At 59.7% G+C, this 22,756-nt stretch carries 23 protein-coding genes; 8 read left to right on the forward strand and 15 right to left on the reverse strand.

Annotation, left to right across the window (positions count from 1 at the left end; translation table 11 throughout):
• Positions 1–61 precede the first annotated feature (61 nt).
• Positions 62–1,591: a YifB family Mg chelatase-like AAA ATPase gene (locus AC13DJ_RS12415; protein WP_482933128.1), complete on the forward strand. Its 1,530-nt coding sequence runs from the start codon at positions 62–64 to the stop codon at positions 1,589–1,591.
• A gap of 97 nt (positions 1,592–1,688) precedes the next feature.
• Positions 1,689–2,414: a tRNA (guanosine(46)-N7)-methyltransferase TrmB gene (gene trmB, locus AC13DJ_RS12420; protein WP_482933129.1), complete on the forward strand. Its 726-nt coding sequence runs from the start codon at positions 1,689–1,691 to the stop codon at positions 2,412–2,414.
• A 33-nt stretch (positions 2,415–2,447) separates the two neighbouring features.
• Here the strand turns inward: trmB and AC13DJ_RS12425 are convergent, their stop codons facing one another.
• From AC13DJ_RS12425 to AC13DJ_RS12470, 10 genes are all read right to left on the reverse strand, one after another.
• The gene (locus tag AC13DJ_RS12425; RefSeq protein ID WP_022987585.1) at positions 2,448–2,999 is read right to left on the reverse strand and encodes a hypothetical protein; all 552 of its coding nucleotides are present in this window, start codon (positions 2,997–2,999) and stop codon (positions 2,448–2,450) included.
• Positions 2,999–4,147, reverse strand: coding sequence for a radical SAM family heme chaperone HemW (gene hemW, locus AC13DJ_RS12430; RefSeq protein WP_482933130.1), 1,149 nt, complete (start codon positions 4,145–4,147; stop codon positions 2,999–3,001). The genes AC13DJ_RS12425 and hemW overlap by 1 nt, the downstream gene beginning before the upstream one ends.
• Positions 4,148–4,151: 4 nt before the next feature.
• Positions 4,152–4,751, reverse strand: a complete 600-nt coding sequence (rdgB, locus tag AC13DJ_RS12435) for an RdgB/HAM1 family non-canonical purine NTP pyrophosphatase (protein ID WP_288371297.1) — start codon at positions 4,749–4,751, stop codon at positions 4,152–4,154.
• 4 nt (positions 4,752–4,755) lie between these two features.
• The gene (locus AC13DJ_RS12440; RefSeq protein WP_232902354.1) at positions 4,756–5,205 is read right to left on the reverse strand and encodes a DUF4426 domain-containing protein; all 450 of its coding nucleotides are present in this window, start codon (positions 5,203–5,205) and stop codon (positions 4,756–4,758) included.
• A complete protein-coding gene (metW, locus tag AC13DJ_RS12445; RefSeq protein ID WP_288371301.1) occupies positions 5,202–5,804 on the reverse strand; it encodes a methionine biosynthesis protein MetW in 603 nt (200 codons plus the stop codon). The genes AC13DJ_RS12440 and metW overlap by 4 nt, the downstream gene beginning before the upstream one ends.
• Positions 5,801–6,949, reverse strand: a complete 1,149-nt coding sequence (metX, locus tag AC13DJ_RS12450) for a homoserine O-succinyltransferase MetX (protein WP_023011736.1) — start codon at positions 6,947–6,949, stop codon at positions 5,801–5,803. The genes metW and metX overlap by 4 nt, the downstream gene beginning before the upstream one ends.
• Before the next feature lie 173 nt (positions 6,950–7,122).
• Complete coding sequence (locus AC13DJ_RS12455; RefSeq protein ID WP_482933131.1) at positions 7,123–9,087, reverse strand: dynamin family protein; 1,965 nt, start codon at positions 9,085–9,087, stop codon at positions 7,123–7,125.
• Positions 9,088–9,305: 218 nt separating this feature from the next.
• Positions 9,306–9,890: a YggT family protein gene (locus tag AC13DJ_RS12460; RefSeq protein WP_022987592.1), complete on the reverse strand. Its 585-nt coding sequence runs from the start codon at positions 9,888–9,890 to the stop codon at positions 9,306–9,308.
• Positions 9,891–9,912: 22 nt separating this feature from the next.
• The gene (gene proC, locus AC13DJ_RS12465; RefSeq protein WP_482933132.1) at positions 9,913–10,746 is read right to left on the reverse strand and encodes a pyrroline-5-carboxylate reductase; all 834 of its coding nucleotides are present in this window, start codon (positions 10,744–10,746) and stop codon (positions 9,913–9,915) included.
• 61 nt (positions 10,747–10,807) lie between these two features.
• Complete coding sequence (locus tag AC13DJ_RS12470; protein WP_482933133.1) at positions 10,808–11,521, reverse strand: YggS family pyridoxal phosphate-dependent enzyme; 714 nt, start codon at positions 11,519–11,521, stop codon at positions 10,808–10,810.
• Between the two features lie 52 nt (positions 11,522–11,573).
• On the opposite strand from AC13DJ_RS12470, the gene AC13DJ_RS12475 reads away from it, so the two are divergent.
• The 3 genes from AC13DJ_RS12475 to AC13DJ_RS12485 all read left to right on the forward strand — a co-directional run bounded on the left by AC13DJ_RS12475 (position 11,574) and on the right by AC13DJ_RS12485 (position 15,324).
• Complete coding sequence (locus AC13DJ_RS12475) at positions 11,574–12,608, forward strand: type IV pilus twitching motility protein PilT (RefSeq protein ID WP_288371310.1); 1,035 nt, start codon at positions 11,574–11,576, stop codon at positions 12,606–12,608.
• Between the two features lie 17 nt (positions 12,609–12,625).
• A complete protein-coding gene (locus tag AC13DJ_RS12480) occupies positions 12,626–13,747 on the forward strand; it encodes a PilT/PilU family type 4a pilus ATPase (RefSeq protein ID WP_022987596.1) in 1,122 nt (373 codons plus the stop codon).
• A 155-nt stretch (positions 13,748–13,902) separates the two neighbouring features.
• Positions 13,903–15,324 (forward strand): OmpP1/FadL family transporter, encoded by a 1,422-nt coding sequence (locus tag AC13DJ_RS12485; RefSeq protein ID WP_482933134.1) that lies wholly within the window; start codon positions 13,903–13,905, stop codon positions 15,322–15,324.
• Here the strand turns inward: AC13DJ_RS12485 and AC13DJ_RS12490 are convergent, their stop codons facing one another.
• Positions 15,325–15,687: a hypothetical protein gene (locus tag AC13DJ_RS12490; protein ID WP_482933135.1), complete on the reverse strand. Its 363-nt coding sequence runs from the start codon at positions 15,685–15,687 to the stop codon at positions 15,325–15,327.
• An 86-nt stretch (positions 15,688–15,773) separates the two neighbouring features.
• Positions 15,774–18,503 (reverse strand): DNA polymerase I, encoded by a 2,730-nt coding sequence (gene polA / locus AC13DJ_RS12495; RefSeq protein WP_482933136.1) that lies wholly within the window; start codon positions 18,501–18,503, stop codon positions 15,774–15,776.
• A gap of 85 nt (positions 18,504–18,588) precedes the next feature.
• Here polA and AC13DJ_RS12500 point away from each other — a divergent pair, with 85 nt between their 5' ends.
• Positions 18,589–18,939, forward strand: coding sequence for a DUF2782 domain-containing protein (locus AC13DJ_RS12500; RefSeq protein WP_288371235.1), 351 nt, complete (start codon positions 18,589–18,591; stop codon positions 18,937–18,939).
• Positions 18,940–19,082: 143 nt separating this feature from the next.
• Positions 19,083–19,499 (forward strand): hypothetical protein, encoded by a 417-nt coding sequence (locus AC13DJ_RS12505; protein ID WP_288371233.1) that lies wholly within the window; start codon positions 19,083–19,085, stop codon positions 19,497–19,499.
• 31 nt (positions 19,500–19,530) lie between these two features.
• On the opposite strand, the gene AC13DJ_RS12510 is transcribed toward AC13DJ_RS12505, so the two are convergent.
• Together AC13DJ_RS12510 and pyrE are read right to left on the reverse strand one after the other, a co-directional pair.
• Positions 19,531–20,223, reverse strand: a complete 693-nt coding sequence (locus tag AC13DJ_RS12510; protein WP_058339919.1) for a DUF4124 domain-containing protein — start codon at positions 20,221–20,223, stop codon at positions 19,531–19,533.
• Positions 20,224–20,226: 3 nt separating this feature from the next.
• Positions 20,227–20,865 (reverse strand): orotate phosphoribosyltransferase, encoded by a 639-nt coding sequence (gene pyrE, locus AC13DJ_RS12515; RefSeq protein ID WP_482933137.1) that lies wholly within the window; start codon positions 20,863–20,865, stop codon positions 20,227–20,229.
• 82 nt (positions 20,866–20,947) lie between these two features.
• On the opposite strand from pyrE, the gene AC13DJ_RS12520 reads away from it, so the two are divergent.
• Entirely contained in the window at positions 20,948–21,754 is an 807-nt protein-coding gene (locus tag AC13DJ_RS12520) for an exodeoxyribonuclease III (protein WP_288371229.1), read from the forward strand.
• A gap of 147 nt (positions 21,755–21,901) precedes the next feature.
• Here the strand turns inward: AC13DJ_RS12520 and rph are convergent, their stop codons facing one another.
• Positions 21,902–22,618, reverse strand: a complete 717-nt coding sequence (rph, locus tag AC13DJ_RS12525) for a ribonuclease PH (RefSeq protein WP_482933138.1) — start codon at positions 22,616–22,618, stop codon at positions 21,902–21,904.
• Between the last annotated feature and the right edge of the window lie 138 nt (positions 22,619–22,756).

Below are 22,756 nucleotides of genomic sequence, written 5' to 3' on the forward strand. Positions count from 1 at the left end.
CCTGCCCGGCGGCCCCGATTCGTAACCGGGGGCCATTTGTCTGTTACCAAGGAAGGTTGTCATGCTAGCTATTGTCCATTCCCGCGCCAGCATTGGCGTGTCTGCCCCTGCCGTTACCGTTGAAGTTCACCTGTCCGGTGGTTTGCCGGCGTTGTCGATTGTCGGGCTGCCTGAAACCGGTGTGCGCGAAAGCAAGGACCGGGTGCGCAGTGCGCTGCTCAATGCCGGGTTTGAATTCCCCGCCCGCCGTATCACCATAAACCTGGCCCCTGCCGACCTGCCCAAAGAAGGCGGCCGCTTCGACCTGCCCATTGCCCTGGGTATCCTGGCGGCCTCCGGCCAGGTTCCTGCCGAAAGCCTGAAAGACCTCGAGTGTATTGGCGAGCTGTCCCTTGATGGTGCGTTGCGGCCGCTCAAAGGGATATTGCCGGCGGTGCTGGCGGCCCGGGAGGCGGGGCGTTCACTGCTGCTGCCCCAGGACAACGCCGATGAAGCCGCGTTGGCCAGTAACGGCGATGTGCTGGCGGCCAGTCACCTGTTGACGGTGTGCGAGCATTTGTCGGGCCGGGCGCGGCTGGTACCGGTGCCCCGGGCAGAAGATCCTGAGCCGCAGGGGCAGTATGCCGGCGCCGACCTGGCAGATGTCCGGGGCCAGCAGGTACCCAGGAGAGCGCTGGAAGTGGCCGCAGCCGGTGGTCATAACCTGCTGTTCTTCGGCCCGCCGGGCACCGGCAAAAGCATGCTGGCCAGCCGGCTTCCCGGCATTCTGCCCGCGCTCGATGATGCCGCGGCCATGGAAGTTGCCAGCGTGCATTCCGTTGCGGGCTTGCCGGTGAAGCCGGGTGGCTGGCGCCAGCCACCGTTCCGGGCGCCGCACCATACTGCCTCAGCGGTGGCCCTGGTGGGCGGAGGCAGCAGCCCCCGACCCGGAGAAATCTCCCTGGCGCACCGGGGCGTATTGTTCCTGGACGAGCTGCCGGAATTTCAGAGGCGGGTACTGGAAGTACTGAGGGAACCGATGGAAAGCGGCGAGATTGCCATCAGCCGGGCTGCCCGGCAGGTAACCTTTCCTGCCCGGTTCCAGGTGGTTGCCGCCATGAATCCGTGCCCCTGCGGCTACAGCGGCCATCCCACCATTGAATGCCAGTGCGGGCCGGCGCAGGTGATGCGATACCGCTCGAAGATCTCCGGCCCGTTGCTGGACCGCTTTGACTTGCATGTGGAGGTGCCGGTGCAGACCAGCGAGGTGCTGCTGGGCTCCGGTGAGGCAGGAGAAAGCAGTGCCAGCGTCCGGGAACGGGTGCTGAACGCCCGGGCAGCGCAAACGGAGCGGGGGAGCCTGAATGCCGCCCTGTCAGGTAATCTGCTGCACCAGTCCTGCCAGCTGGATACCGGCAGCGAAAAATTGTTGTCGGCCGCCATGGAGCGGTTGGGGCTTTCGGCCCGGGCCCTGCACCGGATTCTTCGGGTGGCCCGCACCCTGGCAGACCTGGACGGTGAGCCGGACATCGCCCGCAACCATCTTATGGAAGCCCTGGGCTACCGTCAGCTTGATCGCCAGCAGAATCAGGGCCCTGTGGTTTCAGCCTGAGCTTCACCTGTCCGGGAGCAGGTTTGGCCCCGCGGAGTCTGTTAAACTGTCGGCAATTTCCTGATAACACATCCGCGAAGGCGCGTGAGGATAACAGATGAGCGACCAGAACGACCCGAAGGACACTTCCGGCGAAAACCCGATTACCACCCGCCGTGGTGTGCGCAGCTTTGTACTGCGTCAGGGCCGGATGACTGAAGGCCAGAAAAAGGCCTTTGACCGCAGCTGGCCCAAGTACGGCCTGAGCCGCGACAACGGCATGATTGACCCCCGCGAGGTGTTCGGCCGCGACAACATGCTGAACCTGGAGGTCGGCTTCGGTATGGGCAAGTCGCTGGCGGATATGGCCGAAGCCGCGCCGGAGCAGGATTTTATCGGCGTGGAAGTGCACCTGCCGGGCGTGGGCGCACTGCTTAAAGATGTGGAAGACCGTGGCCTGGAGAACGTGCGGGTCTACAACATCGACGCCAATGATGTGATCGACCTGTGCCTGCCGGATGCCTCCCTCGACCGGGTGATGATCTTCTTCCCGGATCCGTGGCACAAGAAGAAGCACCATAAGCGCCGCCTGATCCAGCCCGAGTTTATTCAGCGCATCCGTCACAAATTGCGGGTGGGTGGTGTGCTGCACCTGGCCACAGACTGGGAAAACTACGCGGAACACATGCTGGAAGTGATGAACGATGCCGAAGGCTTCGCCAACACCCAGGAGCAGGGTGGCTACTCCCCGCGCCCGGATGACCGCCCGATCACCAAGTTCGAGAAGCGTGGCGAGAAGCTCGGCCACGGTGTGTGGGACTTGCTGTTCTATCGCACCAACTGATCTGCTGCCCCGGCGTTTCCTCAGCCATGCTGCTTAGCCAGGCTGGCTGAGGGGGTGCCGGCGCGCCGCCCGGATCACCACCAATCCCGCAATACCCAGCATCACTCCGGTAATCTTTACCAGCGCGAGAATCGCAGCGGAGCTGCTCATGGCATCGGTCGGCGTTGCCAGGTTGTTCAGCAGCACCGAGTTTTCCGCTACGTCACACAACCCTGCAATTACAAACAGTACCCGCACCCAGCGCGCCACCTTGCGTTCCCGGATACCCGGCCGGTCCCGGGTAAAGTGCCGGGTCAGCTGAAGCAGGGACGCCAGCCAGGCCACGGTGAACAGCAGCCCGAGCCACAGCGAGAGCTTGGCGAAAGCCAGGTTCTCCTGCCCCCAACTCTGCAGTATGGCACCGCTCTGTTCAGCCGTTGCCGCCAGCTGGAAGCTGAAAATGCCCTGGGGCGCCGCTTCGGTTTTCAGGGACTGGTTGAGCACCGCGATGACCAGAAACAGGCCGACGGCCAGCACCAGGGACGCCTTCATGGGCGAACGCATGGGTTTTACCGGCAGGAACGGTGGACGCTGTACGGTAACCATCAGAGAAATTGCTCCAGCAGGCTGTTCAGATACCTCTGCCCCTGCTCCGTTGCCTGAATCCGGTGCGGGATCAACAAACTCTGTTTTCTTAATGACCCAAGTTGTACCGCAACCGTGCTCAGGGGTAAACCGGTTCGTTCACTGAACAGTTGCTCATCAGCTCCCTGTTTCAGGCGCAGGGCATTCATCATGAACTCCAGTGCCCGGTCCTCCGGCTCGATGGCTTCGGTGCCTGAAGTGCGGCTGCCGATCCGGTTCAGATAGGCGTCCGGCTGCCGGGTTTTCCAGTAACGAATGATGCGCCCGTCTTGGAGGCTGACCTTGCCGTGGGCACCTGCACCCAGGGCCAGGTAATCGCCGAACAACCAGTAATTCAGGTTATGGCGGCTCTCCCGGCCGGGCCGGGACCAGGCAGACACTTCGTAGTCGGTGAAGCCGGCAGCATGCAGAAACTCCGAGCCCTGCTGGTAGATCGCCCAAAGCCGGTCGTCATCCGGCAGCGGTGGTGGCCGGGAGAAGAACTCGGTATTGGGCTCGATGGTCAACTGGTACCAGGATAAGTGAGCGGGGTTGTGGCTCAGGGCCTCTCGCAAGTCGCCTGTCGCCTGTTCCGGGGTCTGGCCTGGCAGGCCGTGCATCAGGTCGATATTGAAATTATCGAAACCGGCGGCCCGGGCCGCCTCGATGGCCTCGTGGGCGGCCTGGGCATTATGGATACGGCCCAGAGTTTTCAGGTGCTCCGGGTTGAAGCTCTGCACACCGATCGACAACCGGTTAATGCCGGCTTCCCGAAAGCTTTCAAAGCGGCCGGCTTCCAGGGTGCCGGGGTTGGCCTCAAGGGTAATCTCGGCGTTGTGGCTAAAGTCCATGCGCTGGCGTAAGGCCGTGAACAGCTGCTGGTAGAAGTTGCCGGTCATCAGTGACGGGGTGCCGCCACCGATAAACACAGTTTCGATGGGGCGGCCGCGCAGGTAGGCAAGGTCGGGCTCAAGGTCCTCCAGGATGGCCCGCAGGTACGCCGCTTCCGGGATATCACCCCGGATGGCGTGGGAGTTGAAATCGCAATAGGGGCACTTGCGCACGCACCAGGGTACGTGGATGTACAGGCTCAGGGGCGGGCAGACCGCCACGGGGGAGGTGGCGGTCATGCCGTTAGGCCTCCGCCTTTAACTGTTCCAGCAGGCTGGCCAGGGCTCGGCCACGGTGGCTGACACTGCCTTTCTGCTCCCGGGTCAGCTCGGCGGCGCTGCAGTCGAATTCGGGGGCGTAGAACAGCGGATCGTAGCCAAAGCCGCCTTCACCGCGGGCCTCGGCCAGAATTCTGCCGGGCCAGCGGCCGTGGCAGATAACCGGTGTGGGATCGTCGGCGTGGCGCAGGTACACAAGCACACAGTGGAACTGGGCGCTGCGCTGTGCTTCCGGTACGTCTTTCAGGGCCGTCAGCAGGGCCTGCACGTTGTCGGCATCGGAAGCATTGGCGCCGGCATAGCGGGCAGAGCGCACACCGGGTTGGCCACCAAGGGCATCCACTGCCAGCCCGCTGTCATCCGCCAGTGCGGGCAAACCGGTTTCCCGGGCAGCATGGCGGGCTTTGAGAATGGCGTTTTCCACGAAGGTGACCGCCGGCTCTTCAGCTTCACCCACGCCCAGCGCGCCCTGGGCAACGGGCTCAAGCCCGAGTGGGCCGAGCAGGTCGGTCAGTTCGGCAATCTTGCCCTTGTTGTTACTGGCGATGACGAGTTTCTGTGACATAGGCTCAGTCGTTAAACAGCGTGTGGGAAAACCGCACCGGCAGGTCCTGCTGGTGGCCGGTGGGGCGGGCGGTAATGTTGAAAGTCATCAGGTCGCCGGACCGGTACTGGTATTGGGCGATGAAGTACACCGCATCGCCTTCCTGGATGCGCCGGAACGCCAGGAAGTTTACCTGCTGGATGTCGTTGGACACCTGGCCTTCAACCTGGCCACCCACAGGCGCAGGCTGGCCGTGTTCGTTCTCGGCCATGATGGAAATGTTGACGATGCCGATGCCCTTGCTGCGCTGCAATTTGTTGGCCTTGGCAACTTCCGGGTCCAGGAAGGTGCTTGGAAAAACGCTCCAGTTAACCTGGTAGTCGCCAAAATCTTTCTCCCCGGCCTGGGCCTGAACGGCTACCAACAGGGCAAAGGCCAGAAACACCAGTTTTGAAACAGTGCGTGTGATCATCATGGGTTCTCCCGTGTGATGCGGTAGATGGCAATTTCTCCCAGCAGGTTCGGCCACAGCCTGGCCAGCCAGCTGTTCTGGTGCTGGCCGTCGACCACCCGCCGGCTTTTGATGCGAATACCTTTCTGGCGGCACAGGGCCTCGAAATCCTTGAAGGTGCACAGCCGGATATTGGGCGTGTTATACCACTTATACGGCAGCGCATTGGATTCGGGCATTCGGCCGCTCAGGGCCAGGCCCCAGCGCAGTCGCCAGTGGGCAAAGTTTGGGAAGGTGACAATACCTTCCCGGCCTACCCGCAGCATTTCTTCGATGACTTTGTCTGGCCGGCGAACGGCTTGCAGGGCCTGGGTCATTAACACCACATCGAACATGCCGTCATCGAAGTTGTCCAGGCCCTGGGTATCCAGGTTCTGCTCGATAACGCTCACCCCCTTGCCCATACAGGTGGTGATGCGGTCCGGGTTGATCTCCAGGCCAAAGCCGCTGGCGCCCCGTTCCCGCTGAAGGAAATCAAGCAGCGTGCCATCGCCGCAGCCGAGGTCCAGCACGTGGTGGCCGGGTTCAACCCATTGCTGGATGATTTCGAGGTCTGGTCTCATGCGCCAACCTCCCTGGCAACACGGTCCATGTAGGCCGTGAAGATGTCGGTGTATCTGGGTGTCGGGATCAGGAACGCATCGTGGCCCCAGGGCGCATCAATTTCCGCGTAGCTGACTTTCTTGCGGGCGGAGATCATCGCATTCACCATCTCTTCCGACCGTTCAGGCGAGAACCGCCAGTCGGTGCTGAATGACAGCACCAGGTATTCGCACTGTGCCGGTGCCAGAGCCTTTGACAGGTCGCCGCCGTGTTCGTAGGCCGGGTCGAAGTAGTCCAGCGCCCGGGTCATCAGCAGGTAGGTGTTGGCATCGAAGCTTTCGGAGAAACGCTCGCCCTGGTAGCGCAGGTAGCTTTCCACCTGGAATTCGGCATCGAAGCCGAACTTGTAGGCTTCTTCCCGCAGTTCCCGGCCAAATTTCTCACCCATGGACGCATCGGACAGGTAGGTGATGTGGCCGACCATGCGCGCCAGCATCAGCCCGCGGCGAGGTAGAACGTCGTGTTCGTAGTAGCGGCCTTCGTGGAATTCGCGGTCGGATGTGATGGCCTGGCGGGCCACTTCGTTGAAGGCGATGTTCTGGGCGCTGAGCCGAGGGGTCGAGGCAATCACCACCGCATGCCGCACCCGCTCCGGGAAATCCAGGCTCCACTGCAAAGCCTGCATGCCGCCCAGGGAGCCGCCCACAACCGCCGCCCATTGCTGGATGCCGAGATGATCGGCCAGCCGGGCCTGGCTTTTTACCCAGTCTGCCACGGTAATAACCGGAAAGTCCGGGCCGTAGAGTTTGCCGGTGGACGGATTGACGGAACCGGGCCCGGTGCTGCCGTGGCAGCCGCCAAGGTTGTTCAGGCTGACCACAAAGAAGCGGTTGGTATCTATCGGTTTGCCGGGGCCAATGCAGCTGTCCCACCAGCCGGGTTTGCGCTCTTCCATAGAATGGTAGCCGGCGGCATGGTGGTGCCCGCTCAGGGCATGGCAAATCAGGATCGCGTTGCTCGCATCGGCATTCAGGGTGCCGTAGGTTTCCACCACCAGGTCGTAGTTCTCGAGGGACTGGCCGCAAGCCAGGTCGATCGGGGCGTCAAAATGGATGGTCTGCGGGCTGACAAGGCCAACGGAATCCGAGGGCAGGGAATCGGGCATGGGTGTGTTGAGTTCCTGATCCGGTCCACAAGGTTCTGGCCAGAGGCCATGGGGTGCGCGGAAAAAAACGCGCCAGCACTGCAGTTTAAAGGCGGCGGGTGGTTGCTGCAACCGGCGCGGTGCCGGCGAGCAAAGCCCGGAGCCCGGGGGTGTGCTGCCCGGGCTCCGGTATGTCAGACGGCGCCGTAAATATTGACCACCTTCTGCTGCAACAGGGTGGGGGCCGGTTTGCGGATTTGCCGCATCATGGCATCGGCCAGCTCCAGTTGTTTGCGCAGGTCGGCAATGGTGTGGTCCAGCCGCTCCCGTTCACTCCGGGTGTCGCGGTCGGTTCGCACCATGTCGCGCAGGCGGCGGATCTGGTGCTCCAGCAACTGCTTCTGCTCCATGGAGTACTGCATGATCGGCAGCAGGGCCTCATGGGGCCAGCGCTCCACGTCAGCCCGCACCCGGGCATGCAGGGTGCGGGCTTCACCCACCATCACGTTGAAGAACCGTCGAACCAGCAGGGATTGCTCGGTCAGCAGGTTCTTGGGGCTGACCCTGAACCGCCTGGCTTTCTTGCGCAATTCCCGCACCGCGATCACATGGCGGCCGGCCCGCAGGGGGATCGGCTCCAGGTGCCGTGCCCGGTTGTCTTCGTTGTAGCGACGGTAGATGGCGCCAACCATTTTTTCCGCCAGGTGGCCCTCGCTGAGCAGGTTGGTCAGGTCGGTTTCCAGCAGCTCGAAGAAGTGATCCATCGCCGCGTTCATGCCCGCAGTGGTCCAGCTCTTCGACATTTTCAGCCGCACCTTCGCGGCATGGGCTTCAAAGCGTTCCTCGCTCACCAGCTTGCGCAACATCTCGCCCTGGGAGTCCATCAGCCGCCGGGATGAGCGCAGGGTAATCAGCTTCTTATAGTAGAAGTCGTAATCCTTGTGGGCCCGCTCGGCGAGCCGGGCAATGGATGCCTTGTCTACGGTGGCGCCGGTGCAGGCCGTGCGTTCCTCTTCCAGGGCCGACAGCCGGATATGCATGGCCGCCTGGCTGTTCTGCAGCATCCCCAGGAGATCGTTGATCAGGTTCTGGGTGATCAGCTCTTCCTTGTGCATCAGGATGCGGCGGACAATCAGTTGCTCGAGCTGGTCGATGTTGGAGCGTTTAAACAAGGGATCGTCATTGCGAACACGGCTGATCAGGCCCTGCTTGGCAGACAGCGGAATCACGTCCTGCTGGCGGATGCCCAGGTGGTCAGCGGTGTAGCCGCGCACCCGCTCGATGGCATCGTTGGTGTGTTGCTCGCCCTGCAGGTCGTCCCAGAGTACGTCGATCTTGTTCAGTACCGCGAAGCGGCCGGCCCGGTGGTCGGCGTATTCGGTGTCGATGTGCTCGTTCCAGATCGCCATATCGCTGGCGGTTACACCGGTGTCGGCACTGAGCACAAAGATAATGGCGTGGGCCCGGGGCAGCATGCTGATGGTCAGCTCCGGCTCGGAACCCAGGGCGTTCAGGCCGGGGGTATCGAGAATGCGCAAGCCGCGTTCGAACAGCGGGTGGCGAATGCTGATCTGGGCGTTACGCCAGGCCGGTACCAGTACGTTGCCGGGGTTGCTGCGGTCGTGCTCCAGCATGTCCTCGTCGAACCCGAGCTTGCGGGCCTGCTGGGGCGTTACGCTCTTGGTGCGGGCTACCTCGGCCAGCACTTCGCGCATCACTTCGGGGTCGTGCTCGTCCAGGTCGTGCCTGACCCAGTGCTCCGGTTGCTTGCGCAATTGCTGCAGGGAGAGTTCGCCGGTGCGGGTTTCGATCGGCAGCAACAGCAGGTAATTCTGGTTGGCGCTGCGGTCGTAGAACAGCTCGGTGGGGCACATGGTGGTGCGGCCCGCCTGGGACGGCAGCATGCGCTGGCCATAGCCGGAGAAGAACAGGGCATTGATCAGCTCGGTCTTGCCACGGGAGTATTCCCCGGCAAAGGCAATGGTCAGCTCATCTTCAATGAGCAGCTCCAGGCCATTACGGATTCGGGTGCTGACGTCTTCGGAGAAAAGGTCGTTGTCCTGCAGCCACAGCCGGTAGCGGCCGATCTGCCGGATGAGTTCCTTCTTCCAGTTATGATAGGCCTCAACCTGCTGCGACAGAGTTCCCTGCATTTTCATCGGTTTATCCTTCTGCGCGACTTCCGGGTGCTCCCAGATTAAATGCCGTTAATCATAACCGCTTTGCCGGTTTTTGGCGCCCGAACCTGTCGCGGATCAAGGCGGAAGGCCCGGGATGACAAAATAAAAAAGCCGGAAAATCAACAGGTTGATCTTCCGGCTCTCAAAAAGTCTGCGTTCCGACTTTTGTGTAACAAAATGTATTTTCGAGACCTGTTTTACATCCCGAGGCCGATCGAGCCGAGGCCGGCAGCCACCTTCATGTGATCGATCACCACAGTAATCACGTTCAGGATCAGGAACACGATGATCGGAGACAGGTCCAGCCCGCCCATGGAGGGCATCATGTTGCGCACAGGCCGCATTACCGGCTCGGTAATCTGCGCCACCAGCTGGATAGCCGGGTGACCGCTCTGGGGCGCAATCCAGCTCACCACAACCACCGCGATAACTGACCAGAAGTAGATCTTCACAATCAGGCTGAGCACGTTCAGCACCGCCCACACCAGCAGGGTGATGGGGTTGATGGCGGGAATGCCACCGTTCAGGGCGACCAGGATCAGGAAGAAGGTGATGGCCTGGATAATGACGGCCAGTACCAGCGCGGCGCCGTCAATGCCGCCCCAGCCGGGAATGAATCGGCGCAGGGGGCGCAGCGGCGGGTTGGTGGCCTTCACCACAAACTGGGAAATGGGGTTGTAGAAATCCGCCCGCGCCAGTTGCAGCAGAAAGCGCAGCAACACGATGGTCATGTAGAAGGTGGACGCGATCAGCAGGATGGTAATGACAATGTCTGCCAGCATGAAGCTGTGTCTCCGTTATCGGTTACTGTTTGTCTGCCAGTTCTTTGGACATTTCTTGCGAGCGTTCGAAGGCGGCATTATAGGCTTTCTGCACCAGGTCTCGCATGCCGCCGTCTTCAAAGGTATTGATCGCACGCTCGGTGGTGCCGCCGGGCGACATCACGTTGCGTTTGAGCTGCGCCGGGTCGTGCTCGCTTCGGGCAGCCATTTCGGCGGCGCCGGCCATGGTCTGGATGGCCAGTTCCCGGGCGGTTTTCGGGGCAATGCCGGCTTCGGTGGCGGCCGCTTCCAGGGCTTCGAGCATCAGGAAGAAATAGGCCGGGCCACTGCCGGACAGCGCGGTTACGCCATGCAGTTGTTCTTCATCGTCTACCCACAGGGCAGAGCCAATGCTTTCAAATACCGACTGCACCATGGTTTTCTGTTCGGCTGTTACCGCCGCATTGGCGAACAGGCCGGCGGCGCCCTTGCCAACCAGGGACGGCGTATTGGGCATTGCCCGCACCAGGGGCAGGCCGCCACCGAGCCAGCTGTCCAGGGTGTCAGACGCCAGGCCGGCGGCAATAGACACCATCAGCGGCCGGGTGTTCTGCACCACCGGGGCGATATCCCGGCAAACCTCGGCCATCACCTGGGGTTTCACCGCCAGCACCACCATGTCGGCCTGTTGGGCGCAGTGGCGGTTGTCGGTGGTCACGCTTACACCGAAGCGATCGCGCAGGGCCTGCAGGTGGCTGTCGTCGGGCGCGCTGACCCAGATGTTCCCGGCCTGGTAGCCGTTATCAAGCATGCCGCCAATGATGGCACTGGCCATATTGCCGGCACCGATAAAGGAAATGGTGGATGAGTTGCTCACGGTAAACTCCGGGCTTGGTCGATGGATTCGTTGATCCGGATGATAGCAGGAACCGGGCCGGTCAGCTCAGGCTCTGTTTCTTCGCCCGGGCTCCGAACAGGGCGGTGCCCACCCGAACCCAGGTGGCACCTTCGGCAATGGCCAGTTCCAGGTCGTCAGACATGCCCGTGGAAAGGGTATCCAGCGGGCCGGCGTCCGGGTGGTCCTGTTTCAGGTTTTTCAGGGTGCCGGCCAGTTTTCGGAAACTCAGCCGCAGCTCCGATTCCGGCTGGTCCGGGTCCGGAATGGCCATCAGCCCGCGCAGGCTGATGTTCGGCAGGTCACTGATTGCCGATACCAGCTCCGGCAGTTCGTCCAGCGTGCAGCCGGACTTGCTGTCTTCGTTGTTGATGTTCACCTGCAGGCAAATGTTCAGGCCCGGCAAAGACTCCGGCCGCTGTTCGCTCAGCCGGCGGGCAATCTTGAGGCGATCCACGCTGTGCACCCAGGCAAAGGCCTCGGCAATCTGCCGGGTTTTGTTGGACTGGATAGGCCCGATGAAGTGCCATTCGATGCCATCCAGGTCGTCCAGCGCACCGATCTTGTCGAGCGCTTCCTGAAGGTAGTTTTCACCGAATGCCTGTTGGCCGGCTTCGAATGCGGCGCGCAGGTCTTCCGGTGGCCGGGTCTTGCTGACTGCCAACAGGCGCACACTGTCGGGGTCGCGCCCCGCCTTCAGTGTTGCTTTTTGTATGCGTCGGGTTACGCTCCCGATGTTGTCTGCTATGCTGCTCATAGTGTGAGTTTGCCGCTTCTGGACTAAAAGAAAAAGCCCTCCGAGGAATCCTATGGATATTACTGAACTGCTTGCCTTCTCGGCCAAACAGGGTGCGTCGGATTTGCACCTGTCTTCCGGTTTGCCCCCGATGATTCGTGTTGATGGCGATGTTCGTCGTATCAACCTTCCGCCCATGGAGCACAAAGAAGTGCACGGGCTGATCTACGACATCATGAACGACAAGCAGCGTAAGGATTACGAAGAGTTCCTGGAAACCGACTTCTCGTTCGAGGTGCCCGGCGTGGCCCGTTTCCGGGTTAACGCCTTCAACCAGAACCGCGGTGCCGGCGCAGTGTTCCGGACCATCCCCTCGAAGGTTCTGACTATGGAAGATCTGGGCATGGGCCAGGTTTTCAAGGATATCTCCTCGGTGCCCCGCGGCCTGGTGCTGGTCACCGGCCCCACCGGTTCCGGTAAGTCCACCACCCTGGCGGCGATGATGGACTACATCAACGACACCCGCTACGAGCACATCCTCACCATCGAGGACCCGATCGAATTCGTGCACGAATCCAAAAAGTGCCTGGTGAACCAGCGGGAAGTGCACCGGGACACCCTGGGCTTCAACGAAGCCCTGCGCTCGGCCCTGCGGGAAGACCCCGACATCATTCTGGTGGGCGAGCTCCGGGACCTGGAAACCATCCGCCTGGCACTGACCGCCGCCGAAACCGGCCACCTGGTATTCGGCACTCTGCACACCACCTCCGCGGCCAAGACCATTGACCGGGTGGTTGACGTATTCCCGGCGGAAGAAAAATCCATGGTCCGCTCCATGCTGTCGGAATCCCTGCAGGCGGTTATTTCCCAGACCCTGATGAAGAAAATGGGTGGTGGCCGGATTGCGGCCCACGAAATCATGATCGGTACCCCGGCTATCCGGAACCTGATCCGCGAAGACAAGATCGCCCAGATGTACTCGTCTATCCAGACCGGCGGCTCCCTTGGCATGCAGACCCTGGACCAGTGCCTGGAGCGTTTGCTGCAGAAGGGCCTCATTTCTCGCGAACAGGCCCGTGCCAAGGCCAAGATGCCGGATAACTTCTGAGATAGATAGGTAGCAAAATGGAATTTGAAAAACTGTTGCGGTTGATGGTGGAGAAGGGTGGTTCAGACCTGTTCATTACAGCAGGCGTACCACCTAGCATGAAAGTGAACGGCAAGGTTCTGCCGGTCACCAAGAACGCGCTGACACCGGAACAGACCCGCGAGCTGGTGTACGGCGCCATGAACGACAAGCAGCGCGCCGAATTCGACGAAAGCCACGAATGCAACTTTGCCATCAGCGCCCGGGGTATCGGCCGTTTCCGTGTGTCCGCCTTCTTCCAGCGCAACCTGTGCGGTATGGTGCTGCGGCGTATCGAAGTGAAGATCCCGCAGATTGACGACCTGGCGCTGCCGGAAATCGTCAAGGACCTGGCCATGACCAAGCGGGGTCTGATCATGTTTGTGGGTGCCACCGGTACCGGTAAGTCCACCTCGCTGGCGGCCATGCTGGGGCACCGTAACCGCAACAGTCGCGGCCACATTATTTCCATCGAAGACCCGATCGAATTTGTGCACCAGCACCAGGGTTGTATCGTTACCCAGCGGGAAGTGGGTATTGATACCGAAAGTTTCGAAGTGGCCCTGAAGAACACCCTGCGCCAGGCGCCGGACGTTATCCTGATCGGTGAGGTGCGTACCCGCCAGACCATGGAATACTCCGTGCAGTTCGCCGAAACCGGCCACCTGTGCCTGGCCACCCTGCACGCCAACAACGCCAACCAGGCCCTGGACCGGATTATCCAGTTCTTCCCGCCCGAGCAGCACAACCAGATCTGGATGGATCTGTCCCTCAACCTGAAGGCTATCGTGGCCCAGCAGCTGGTACCCACACCGGACGGCAAAGGTCGGAAGGCCGTTATCGAGGTGCTGATCAACACCCCGCTGGTGGCTGACCTGATCCGTAAGGCAGAGGTACACAAGCTCAAAGAACTGATGGCGAAGTCGAACGAATCCGGCATGCAGACCTTCGACCAGGCCTTGTACCGTCTATACTCTGAAGGCTCGATTACCTACGAGGATGCGCTGGCCCATGCCGACTCCGCCAACGACCTGCGTTTGATGATCAAATTGGGCGCGGATGCCCAGGGGGCTGACAAGCTGTCCTCTACCGTCGACAAACTCTCGATCCAGCACGATTAATTCCGCAGTAGAAAAAGCCCCGCCCCGGGGCTTTGATTTAATACAAAAGTCGTATATGGTTAGCCTGTTGAATCAGTAGCTTTGGCATTTGACGCCGTTGCCATGTGCTGCATATACTACCTACGCGCGAAACTAATACTAATAATGGAGACTCCATGCACAATAACACCAATGCACTCGTAAAAGCAATTCGCTTTGCTACCCTGGTCGCTGTTGCGGCACCTGCAACCGTAATGGCAGGTGGTTTTGCATTGAACGAACAAAGCGCCAGTCAGATGGGCGTAGCCAATGCCGGCGCCGCTGCTAACCCTGAAAACGCGACCACTGTTTTCTTTAACCCGGCCGGTATGAGCCAGCTGTCTGGTACCAATATCTCTTTTGGTGCGGCGGTTTTGGATATTGATGCTAAGGCGAAAGAGGGTGCTACGGCTACTAACCAGCTTGGGGGGCCTGTGGATGGTTCCAGAGGTGGTGATATTGCTGATCCTGCTGTTCTGCCAAACTTCTACATGACCCATGAAGTTAACGATTCCATCGATGTGGGTTTTGGTATCCACGCTCCGTTCGGTCTGGCGGCAGATTATGATGATGACTTTAAAGGTCGTTTCTTTGGAGACAAAACTGAGCTGACAGCAATCGCGTTCACGCCGTCAGTTTCAGTCAATAACGGCAACGGATTGTCCATGGGGTTGGGCCTCAACATTATGTATGTTGAAGGCAAACTGACTAAATTTATGGATAACTCAGGAACTAACTTCGCGGCACCTGCTGCGGCTCCGACAGTAACTGATCAGGGTTATGCGGATATTGAGGGCGACGATATTGGAGTGACTTTCCGCGTCGGCTTCCTTTACGAGCTTAATGACCGAACCCAATTCGGATTGAGCGCTCAGACTGGTACTGAGCTTGATCTGAAAGGCGATGCCACATTCACCAATGTTTCAGTAAATGCGCCTGCGGGTCTTCCTGGTATCCAGCAAGGGACTGCGATACCGCTTGACTCAACTGAGCCGGCTCTCGTGCCTTTAGCTATTCCAGAGAGTATTACCGCAGGTGTACGCCATCAGCTGACGGATACTGTCACTGTCTTGGCGGGTGCCACTTATTCTCGCTGGAGCCAATTTGAAGCGCTCGATATTTATGGCCGTGATTCTAGCAAGCCTTTGACATCCAAGAGCCCGGGAGGTATGCCGGATCAATTGACTCATATTCCTGAAGAGTGGAGCAATACTTGGCAGGCCAACGTTGGTGGTATCTGGCAGGCAAATGAGTCCTGGGCGTTTAAAGCGGGTTATGCTTACGACGAATCGCCCGTTGGGCAGTATGTTACAGCGCGGATTCCGTCTACTGATCGCCACTGGCTGACTTTGGGTACTCAGTGGCGTGATGTCGGTAGTGGTTGGACTGTCGATGCTGCAATAGGCACTTTGCTGTTCAAAGAGGATCCTAAGGTCAGTGATCGCTCATACGCACTGACGCCGAATGGAACTGTCCAGAGTGACGCTCGTTCCAGCTATGACGCCGAATACGACCTCAGCGCCTGGAGCGCCGCGATCGAGTTCAGCAAAGCCTTCTAATCAGCCCACCACCTGCCCCCGGTAGATCACTTTCTTCTGCCGGGGGCAGGGTTCCCCTTCTGAAGACTCCTTTACCTGCTGGCTTTCGGCAATCGGCTGCCCCCGGTACATTCGCGGCGCCACACTTTCCTCTTCCGTTTCCGCACTTAACTCGGGCACCCGTTGTTTCAGGGCTTGCCAGGTATACACCAGGTGCGTTGATCGGGTTTTTGCAGCGTATTCAGCCAGGTGCTCTGCCAGGTCGGCTTCGTTAAGGTGGAGTTTTACCCCGAACTCGGACTGGATCAGGCGCCGGCACTGGTGCACCAGCTTTAACAGGGAAGGGTCGAACAGCCAGTTGCGTTCAATGGTTGCGGAATTCATGGGAAGGCCTCGCATGGATGTCACTGCATCGGGTGTTACCCCGGACACCGGGGCCGATGCAGCTTTTATGCCATGCGAGCGCCGGGTTAGTGGGCCTGGTCCCAGTTGTCGCCCACGCCGGCTTCCACCAGCAGCGGTACGTCCAGCTTTGCGGCGGCCGACATGCGTTTCACCAGTCCCTCACGGACCTTCTCCACGGCGTCTTCCCGTACTTCGATGATCAGTTCATCGTGCACCTGCATGGTCATGCATGCGTCATTCTGGTGCTCGGCGTGCAGCCACTGGTCCACATCAATCATCGCCCGTTTGATGATATCGGCGGCGGTGCCCTGCATGGGCGCGTTGATGGCGGTACGCTCGGCGGCCTGTTGCATCTGCTTGTTACGGGCGTTGATCTCCGGCAGGTACAGCCGACGGCCAAACAGGGTTTCCACGAAGCCATCGTCGTGGGCCTGTTTGCGGATGTTGTCCATGTAACGCAGCACGCCGGGGTAGCGCTCGAAGTAGCGGTCGATGTATTCCTGGGCCACCTTTCTTTCAACGCCCAGCTGGCGGGCCAGGCCAAAGGCCGACATGCCGTAGATCAGGCCGAAGTTGATGGCCTTGGCGCTGCGGCGCTGGTCGGAGCTGACTTCAATCAGGCTCACGCCAAAGACTTCGGCGGCGGTGGCTTTATGGATGTCTTCTCCATGCTCGAAGGCAGTCAGCAGGCCCTTGTCGCCAGACAGGTGCGCCATGATGCGCAGCTCAATCTGGGAGTAGTCCGCTGCCAGCAGCTTGTAACCTTCCGGAGCGATAAAAGCCTGGCGGATGCGACGGCCTTCTTCGGTGCGGATGGGGATGTTCTGCAGGTTCGGTTCAGAAGACGACAGGCGACCGGTAGCGGTAACTGCCTGATGGTAAGAGGTATGCACCCGACCGGTACGGTGGTGAATCAGCTCCGGCAGGGTGTCGGTGTAGGTGGACTTGAGCTTGCTCAGGCTGCGGTGTTCCACAATCAGCCGGGGCAGTTCGTGCTCGTGGGCCAGTTCCTGCAGCACAGGCTCGGCCGTGGAGGGCGCGCCCTTCGGGGTTTTCTTGATCACCCGCAGGCCGAACTTGTCGTACAGAATCGCCTGCAGTTGCTTGGTGGAGCCCAGGTTGAAGCTTTCGCCGGCTACCTCGTGGGCTTCCTTCTCCAGCTCCGCCATGCGCTCGGCCAGTTCCTGGCTGTGCTGGCGCAGGGTGCTGGCGCTGATCAGGGTGCCCCGCTGTTCCATGCGTGACAGTACCGGCACCAGGGGCAGGTCGATCTCTCGGTAGACGGATTCCAGCTTGCCGGTTTCTTTCAACTTCGGGCTCAGGGCCTGATGCAGGCGCAGGGTGATGTCGGCGTCTTCAGCGGCGTAGGGCCCGGCCTTTTCCAGGTCAATCTGGTTGAAGGTGAGCTGCTTGGCGCCCTTGCCGGCGATGGATTCGTAAGTGATGGTTTGCTCGCCCAGATATTCCCGGGCCAGGCTGTCCATATCGTGGCGGGTGGCCACGGAATTGAGCACGTAAGACTCCACCATGGTGTCATCGCTGATGCCTTCCAGGTGGATGCCGTGGTTGGCCAGCACGTTCTTGTCGTACTTCAGGTTCTGGCCGATCTTCTTCTGCGCCGGGTCTTCCAGCAGTGGTTTGAGCCGGGCCAGTACTTCGTCGCGGTCCAGCTGGTCCGGTGCGCCCATGTAGTCGTGGCCCAGGGGCACATAGGCCGCTTCGCCCGGCTCGATGGCAAAGGATACGCCGACAATTTCAGCGTCCATATAACGCAGGCTGGTGGTTTCTGTGTCGAAGGCGAACTGGTCGGCGGCTTTCAGGCGCTCCAGCCACTTGTCGAGCTCGGCCTGTTCGGTGATCACTGAGTACTGTTTCTCAATGGCCTTGGTCGACTCCGGCTCAGAGGCGGCGGCTTTCTTGTCGCTGGCAGATCCTGCGTTTTCCAGCTCGGCAATCCAGCTGCGGAATTCGTATTCCTTGAACAGTTCCAGCAGGCTGTCGTCATCCTGCTCCCGCTCGGTGAGGTCTTCCAGCCCGAATTCCAGTTCCACATCCAGGCGGATGGTGGCCAGTTCCCGGCTCAGGGGCAGGGTGTCGATAGCCTCGCGCAGGTATTCACCGATCTTGCCTTTGATTTCGCCGGCGTGTTCGATCAGGTTATCCAGGTCGTTATACGCCTGCAGCCACTTTACGGCGGTTTTCGGGCCGCATTTGTTCACGCCCGGGATGTTGTCCACCTTGTCGCCCACCAGGGCCAGGTAGTCGATGATCTGCTCTGGCGTTACGCCGAACTTCTCCACTACGCCGTCACGGTCCATGGCGGTTTCGGTCATGGTGTTGATCAGCGTAACGTGGTCGCTCACCAGCTGGGCCATGTCCTTGTCGCCGGTTGACACCACCACATCAATGCCTTTGCTGGTGGCCTCGTGGGCCAGGGTGCCGATCACGTCGTCGGCTTCTACCCCGGGCACAATCAGCAGCGGCAGGCCCATGGCCCGCACGATGTTGTGGATCGGCTCTATCTGCATGGCCAGGTCTTCCGGCATGGGCGGCCGGTTGGCTTTGTACTCTTCGTACATGTCGTGCCGGAAGGTTTTGCCCTTGGCATCGAACACCACCACAACTTTTGATTCCGGAAAGTCCTGCTCCAGCCGCCGCAACATGCTCACCACGCCTTTGATGGCGCCGGTGGGATGGTTCTTGCTGGTGGTGAGCGGGGGCAGGGCGTGGTAGGCACGGAACAGGTAGGAAGATCCGTCTACCAGAACCACGGGTGGGGTCTTTTTCTCAGTCATGTCAAAACGGGTCCGGATTCTGATTGAAGCGTGGGTTGGCTTGTGCAACTCTAGCCAGAAAGATGAACCAAAGGGTACCACGAAAATGAAACGAATCGCCTGTTCCGCCCTGTTGCTGGGCTGTTTCTCCGTACCGGGCCTGGCCCAGGATGAGGGGGCACTGGATACTACTCCGGTGGTTACTCCGCAGGAGCCGCTGGTGATTTCCGATTACCAGCCGCCCGAAGGTGGCCCGGAGATTGTCATCCGCCCCGGCGAGAACGAAGTCTTCTACGAGTACCGGGTCAACGGCCAGCTTATGGAGATCAAGGTGGTGCCGGAAACCGGTCCGGAATACTACCTGGTGCCTGCCGATGGTGGTGGCTGGGTGCAGGATACCGATTCAGGCTTGGATTCAGACTTGCTGGTTCCCAGCTGGGTAATCTTCCGTTGGTGATTACCTGAGCAGTTCTAGTATGAACATTCTAATTTTTGTCCGTAACCTGACCGTGAAAGTTACCAGAAGCCGGCTGCGCTGATCGCTGTAGTGCCGGCCGAAGTTGGAAAATCACGAACGTCTGAAACGTCAGGAGAGTCATCATGGGTAAACTCAAATCTTACCAGGAACAACTGCAGGGCATCGTAGAGAAGGGCATCAACGCCGCGGAAGAGCAGCAGAAGAAGCTGGCCTCCAAGCCGTTCGACTACGCCGAGAAGCTGGAAGCGGAAGCCCGCGAGTACAGCGTGAAGAGCCTGCGCAAGCGTTATAACGGCTACTCCGAAACCCTGTTCGAGCAACTGCGCTCCCTGAACGGCCGTTTCGGTAACTTCGCAGCTGAGCTGGTTGCCAAGCTGGAGAAAGAAGCGGCTGAAAGTGCTGATACCGTATCTGAAGCTGCTGAAGATGTGGCCGAGGCGGCCCAGGACGCCAAGAAGTCAGTCACCGCCAAGAAGCCGGCTGCCCGCAAAACTGCGGCGCGTAAGCCAGCGGCCAAGAAAGAAACTGCCTCAGCCTGATGAAGGCCAGTAGTGTAAAAGCAGAGGGCGCTCATTGAGCGCCCTCTGTTGTTTCCGGATCGGCATTTTCGCTTTCCGGGTTCAGGGGAATGGTTCGTTTTTCCCCGGTAATTTCTTCCAGCCTGAGAACGTCTTCCTCGTAGGCCTTGCGCACGGACTCGATGTCTTGCTGCTGGGCTGAGATTTCCCGCTCCACCTCACGAATCTGGGCTTCCAGCCGGCGGATTTTCTCCAGCGTGGCTTCGGGGATTTCACGCCCCGCCCGCTCCATATCGGCGGCGCGGCTCTGTTCGTTATCCAGCTGCCCGGAAATCACGTTGATATTGCCGCGTTTCAGCTGGATCAGGCTGTTCATTTCCTGGATTTTCCGGCGCAGGGCCCGGATGGCCTGGTCCGGATGGCTGAAGCGCTTCAGCAATTGCCGGTCCAGCTCTTGCTGGGCCTCGAGCTGCCTCTGGCGCTCTTCTTCGGCTTGCCTGGCCGCTTCCCGCGCGGCGATTTCCTCGGCTGTCAGCGCCCGGGGTATGGTTTTCACAACCCGGCCGTTGTCGCTCAGGATCTCATAGCCGCGCTTGGTGGCTTCCTGGGGAATGGTATTGCCGATCACCAGTTGTCCATTTTCATCCGTGTAACGATACATGGTCGCCTGCGCGCCGGCAGAGGCCAGGAGCCCCAGGGCGACAAGACCGGCGAGAACCGGCGATGCGATCACACGGTGTTGCATTTATCAGACTCCGTAACGGTCCCGGTAGCTGGCTACGCTCTCCGCATGGCCGGCGAATTCCGGGTTGGACTTCAGGTAGTCCAGTATCTGTTCAAGGCGGATGATGCTGACGACCGGAATGCCGAATTCTTTTTCGACTTCCTGGATGGCCGAGAGTTCGCCATTACCTTTTTCCTGGCGGTCCAGGGCAATCAATACGCCGGCCGGCTCGGCCCCGGCGGCCCGGATAATATCAATGGACTCCCGGATGGCGGTGCCTGCGGTGATCACATCATCCACAATCAGCACTTTACCCTGCAAGGGGGTGCCTACGATATTACCGCCTTCACCGTGATCTTTCTTCTCTTTACGGTTAAAGGCAAAAGGTTTGCTGTTACCGTCTGTTGCAAGGGCCATGGCGGTAACCGTAGCCAACGGAATGCCCTTATAGGCAGGCCCGAAAATGATGTCATAATCCAGTCCACTGCGTTCTATCGCGGCGGCATAGGCTTTGCTTAGTTGTAGCAGGTCGTCGCCGGTATTGAACAGTCCGGCATTGAAAAAGTACGGACTGGTGCGCCCGGATTTGAGGGTGAACTCTCTAAAACGCAGAACGTTCCGCTGGATGGCAAATTCGATAAATTTTTGCTGATAGTCATGCATGGCAAGGCTTCTGGCGGGATAGGATCTTTAATTAAAGCGTAAAACCGGTATCATACTACACAAACCGAATCAGGGAACACGTATGCGCGTAGTATCAATCAGCGTCAATGGCTTGGAGCAGGCTGTTGAGAAGGGCTTTTTTGACTGGCTGGCAGAGCAGGACGCTGATGTTGTCTGTGTTCAGGACCACCGGATGCGTGCCTACGAAGTTGAAGACAAAAACCTGATTCCGGAAGGGTATGAGGCCTACTTCATCGACGGCGAGCTGAACGAGCACGGCGGTGTCGGCATTTATACCCGCCACTTCCCGAAAGCCATTATGTACGGCTTTGCCAACGAGCAGGCCGACCGTGAAGGTCGCTTTATCCAGGCCGATTTCGACAAGGTATCTGTAGCCTGCGTACTGGCGCCCTGTGCCCTGGGCCGCGAAGAAGAGCTGACTGGTGAAGACGATCTGACTGTTCTCGATCACAAAGACGAGTTCATGGAAGCCTTTGGCGTGCACATGCAGAAAACCCTGCGCAAGCGTCGTCAGTTTATCTTCTGTGCCAACCTGCAGACGGCTCACCATGTAACGGATGCCAGTCCGCTCTACCACAAGACGGATTTTTCCGGCTTCCTGCCCCATGAGCGTGCGTGGCTGGATCGTTTGTTCGATGAGATGGGCTGTATTGATGCATTCCGCGAGATCAACAAGCAGAGCAACCAGTTTACCTGGTGGCCGGAGCAGACCGAGGGTTCACGCAAGAAGGCCGGTATCCGGGTGGATTACCATTTGCTGACGCCGGGGATTCGCAAGACCATTCGCGATGGCTGGATTGATGACGGTACGCGGTTCTCTGACCACGCGCCGGTGATCATGGATTACGATATCGAAATCAGTTTTTAAGCCGATCCTTAATCTGGGGGAGGGCGCCGTTGTGGCAAGCCTTCCCCAGAACCGCTACGAGCACATATATGTGCGCTTCTCTCAGGCCATCCATGGCCTTCGAAATTCTGGGGAAGGCTTGCCACAACGCCACCCCAGACTCCTGAGTTAGCCTTTCAGGGCGTCTTTCTGCAGTTCAAACAACCGATTAATCGCTTTCCTTGCCAGCGCCAGCATGGCGTCCAGTTCTGTTTGTTCGAACGGTGCGCCTTCGGCAGTTCCCTGGATTTCAATGAAGCCGCCCTGATCGGTCATGATTACGTTCATGTCGGTTTCGGCTTCGGAGTCTTCCGGGTAGTCCAGGTCGGCCACCGGGGTGCCCTTGAATACGCCTACGGAAATGGCGGCGACCATTTGCTTAAGCGGAGATTTTTTCAGGCGCTTATTCGCTACCAGGTGGTTCAGGGCGTCTACCAGGGCCACGCAGCCACCGGTGATTGCAGCAGTGCGGGTGCCGCCGTCCGCCTGGATGACGTCGCAGTCGATGGTGATGGTGTGTTCGCCCAGGGCTTCGAGGTCTACCGCGGCGCGCAGGCTGCGGCCGATCAGGCGCTGGATTTCTACGGTGCGGCCACCTTGTTTGCCACGGGCGGCTTCGCGGCCCATGCGGCTGCCGGTGGAGCGGGGCAGCATGCCGTATTCGGCGGTGATCCAGCCTTTGCCTTCGCCGCGCAGGAAGGGCGGTACTTTGTTCTCTACCGAGGCGGTGCAGATAACCTTGGTGTCGCCGAACTCAACCAGCACCGAGCCTTCTGCGTGGCGGGTGTAGTTGCGGGTGATGCGGACGTCTCTGGGTTGCTCGGGCGTTCTGCCGCTTGGTCGCATAGTGTGTCCTGTTTTTTTAAAGATGAATGTCCGGCTGTTGCCGGTCGGGCGTTTTGAAAGGGCACCGAGTATAGCATTTGGTCGGGTTCGCTGCTCCGGGCGTTTGCCTGTTAAACTCGAAACTCTGTTGAACACGAC

The sequence above is a fragment of the Marinobacter sp. L-46 genome (assembly GCF_056859535.1).

What these genes read in the sequence shown, in the direction of transcription:
- AC13DJ_RS12415 (WP_482933128.1), top strand. Translation starts at nt 62, where the DNA reads ATGCTAGCTATTGTCCATTCCCGCGCCAGCATTGGCGTGTCTGCCCCT.
- trmB (WP_482933129.1), top strand. Translation starts at nt 1,689, where the DNA reads ATGAGCGACCAGAACGACCCGAAGGACACTTCCGGCGAAAACCCGATT.
- AC13DJ_RS12425 (WP_022987585.1), bottom strand. Translation starts at nt 2,999, where the DNA reads ATGGTTACCGTACAGCGTCCACCGTTCCTGCCGGTAAAACCCATGCGT.
- hemW (WP_482933130.1), bottom strand. Translation starts at nt 4,147, where the DNA reads ATGACCGCCACCTCCCCCGTGGCGGTCTGCCCGCCCCTGAGCCTGTAC.
- rdgB (WP_288371297.1), bottom strand. Translation starts at nt 4,751, where the DNA reads ATGTCACAGAAACTCGTCATCGCCAGTAACAACAAGGGCAAGATTGCC.
- AC13DJ_RS12440 (WP_232902354.1), bottom strand. Translation starts at nt 5,205, where the DNA reads ATGATGATCACACGCACTGTTTCAAAACTGGTGTTTCTGGCCTTTGCC.
- metW (WP_288371301.1), bottom strand. Translation starts at nt 5,804, where the DNA reads ATGAGACCAGACCTCGAAATCATCCAGCAATGGGTTGAACCCGGCCAC.
- metX (WP_023011736.1), bottom strand. Translation starts at nt 6,949, where the DNA reads ATGCCCGATTCCCTGCCCTCGGATTCCGTTGGCCTTGTCAGCCCGCAG.
- AC13DJ_RS12455 (WP_482933131.1), bottom strand. Translation starts at nt 9,087, where the DNA reads ATGAAAATGCAGGGAACTCTGTCGCAGCAGGTTGAGGCCTATCATAAC.
- AC13DJ_RS12460 (WP_022987592.1), bottom strand. Translation starts at nt 9,890, where the DNA reads ATGCTGGCAGACATTGTCATTACCATCCTGCTGATCGCGTCCACCTTC.
- AC13DJ_RS12470 (WP_482933133.1), bottom strand. Translation starts at nt 11,521, where the DNA reads ATGAGCAGCATAGCAGACAACATCGGGAGCGTAACCCGACGCATACAA.
- AC13DJ_RS12475 (WP_288371310.1), top strand. Translation starts at nt 11,574, where the DNA reads ATGGATATTACTGAACTGCTTGCCTTCTCGGCCAAACAGGGTGCGTCG.
- AC13DJ_RS12480 (WP_022987596.1), top strand. Translation starts at nt 12,626, where the DNA reads ATGGAATTTGAAAAACTGTTGCGGTTGATGGTGGAGAAGGGTGGTTCA.
- AC13DJ_RS12485 (WP_482933134.1), top strand. Translation starts at nt 13,903, where the DNA reads ATGCACAATAACACCAATGCACTCGTAAAAGCAATTCGCTTTGCTACC.
- AC13DJ_RS12490 (WP_482933135.1), bottom strand. Translation starts at nt 15,687, where the DNA reads ATGAATTCCGCAACCATTGAACGCAACTGGCTGTTCGACCCTTCCCTG.
- polA (WP_482933136.1), bottom strand. Translation starts at nt 18,503, where the DNA reads ATGACTGAGAAAAAGACCCCACCCGTGGTTCTGGTAGACGGATCTTCC.
- AC13DJ_RS12500 (WP_288371235.1), top strand. Translation starts at nt 18,589, where the DNA reads ATGAAACGAATCGCCTGTTCCGCCCTGTTGCTGGGCTGTTTCTCCGTA.
- AC13DJ_RS12505 (WP_288371233.1), top strand. Translation starts at nt 19,083, where the DNA reads ATGGGTAAACTCAAATCTTACCAGGAACAACTGCAGGGCATCGTAGAG.
- AC13DJ_RS12510 (WP_058339919.1), bottom strand. Translation starts at nt 20,223, where the DNA reads ATGCAACACCGTGTGATCGCATCGCCGGTTCTCGCCGGTCTTGTCGCC.
- pyrE (WP_482933137.1), bottom strand. Translation starts at nt 20,865, where the DNA reads ATGCATGACTATCAGCAAAAATTTATCGAATTTGCCATCCAGCGGAAC.
- AC13DJ_RS12520 (WP_288371229.1), top strand. Translation starts at nt 20,948, where the DNA reads ATGCGCGTAGTATCAATCAGCGTCAATGGCTTGGAGCAGGCTGTTGAG.
- rph (WP_482933138.1), bottom strand. Translation starts at nt 22,618, where the DNA reads ATGCGACCAAGCGGCAGAACGCCCGAGCAACCCAGAGACGTCCGCATC.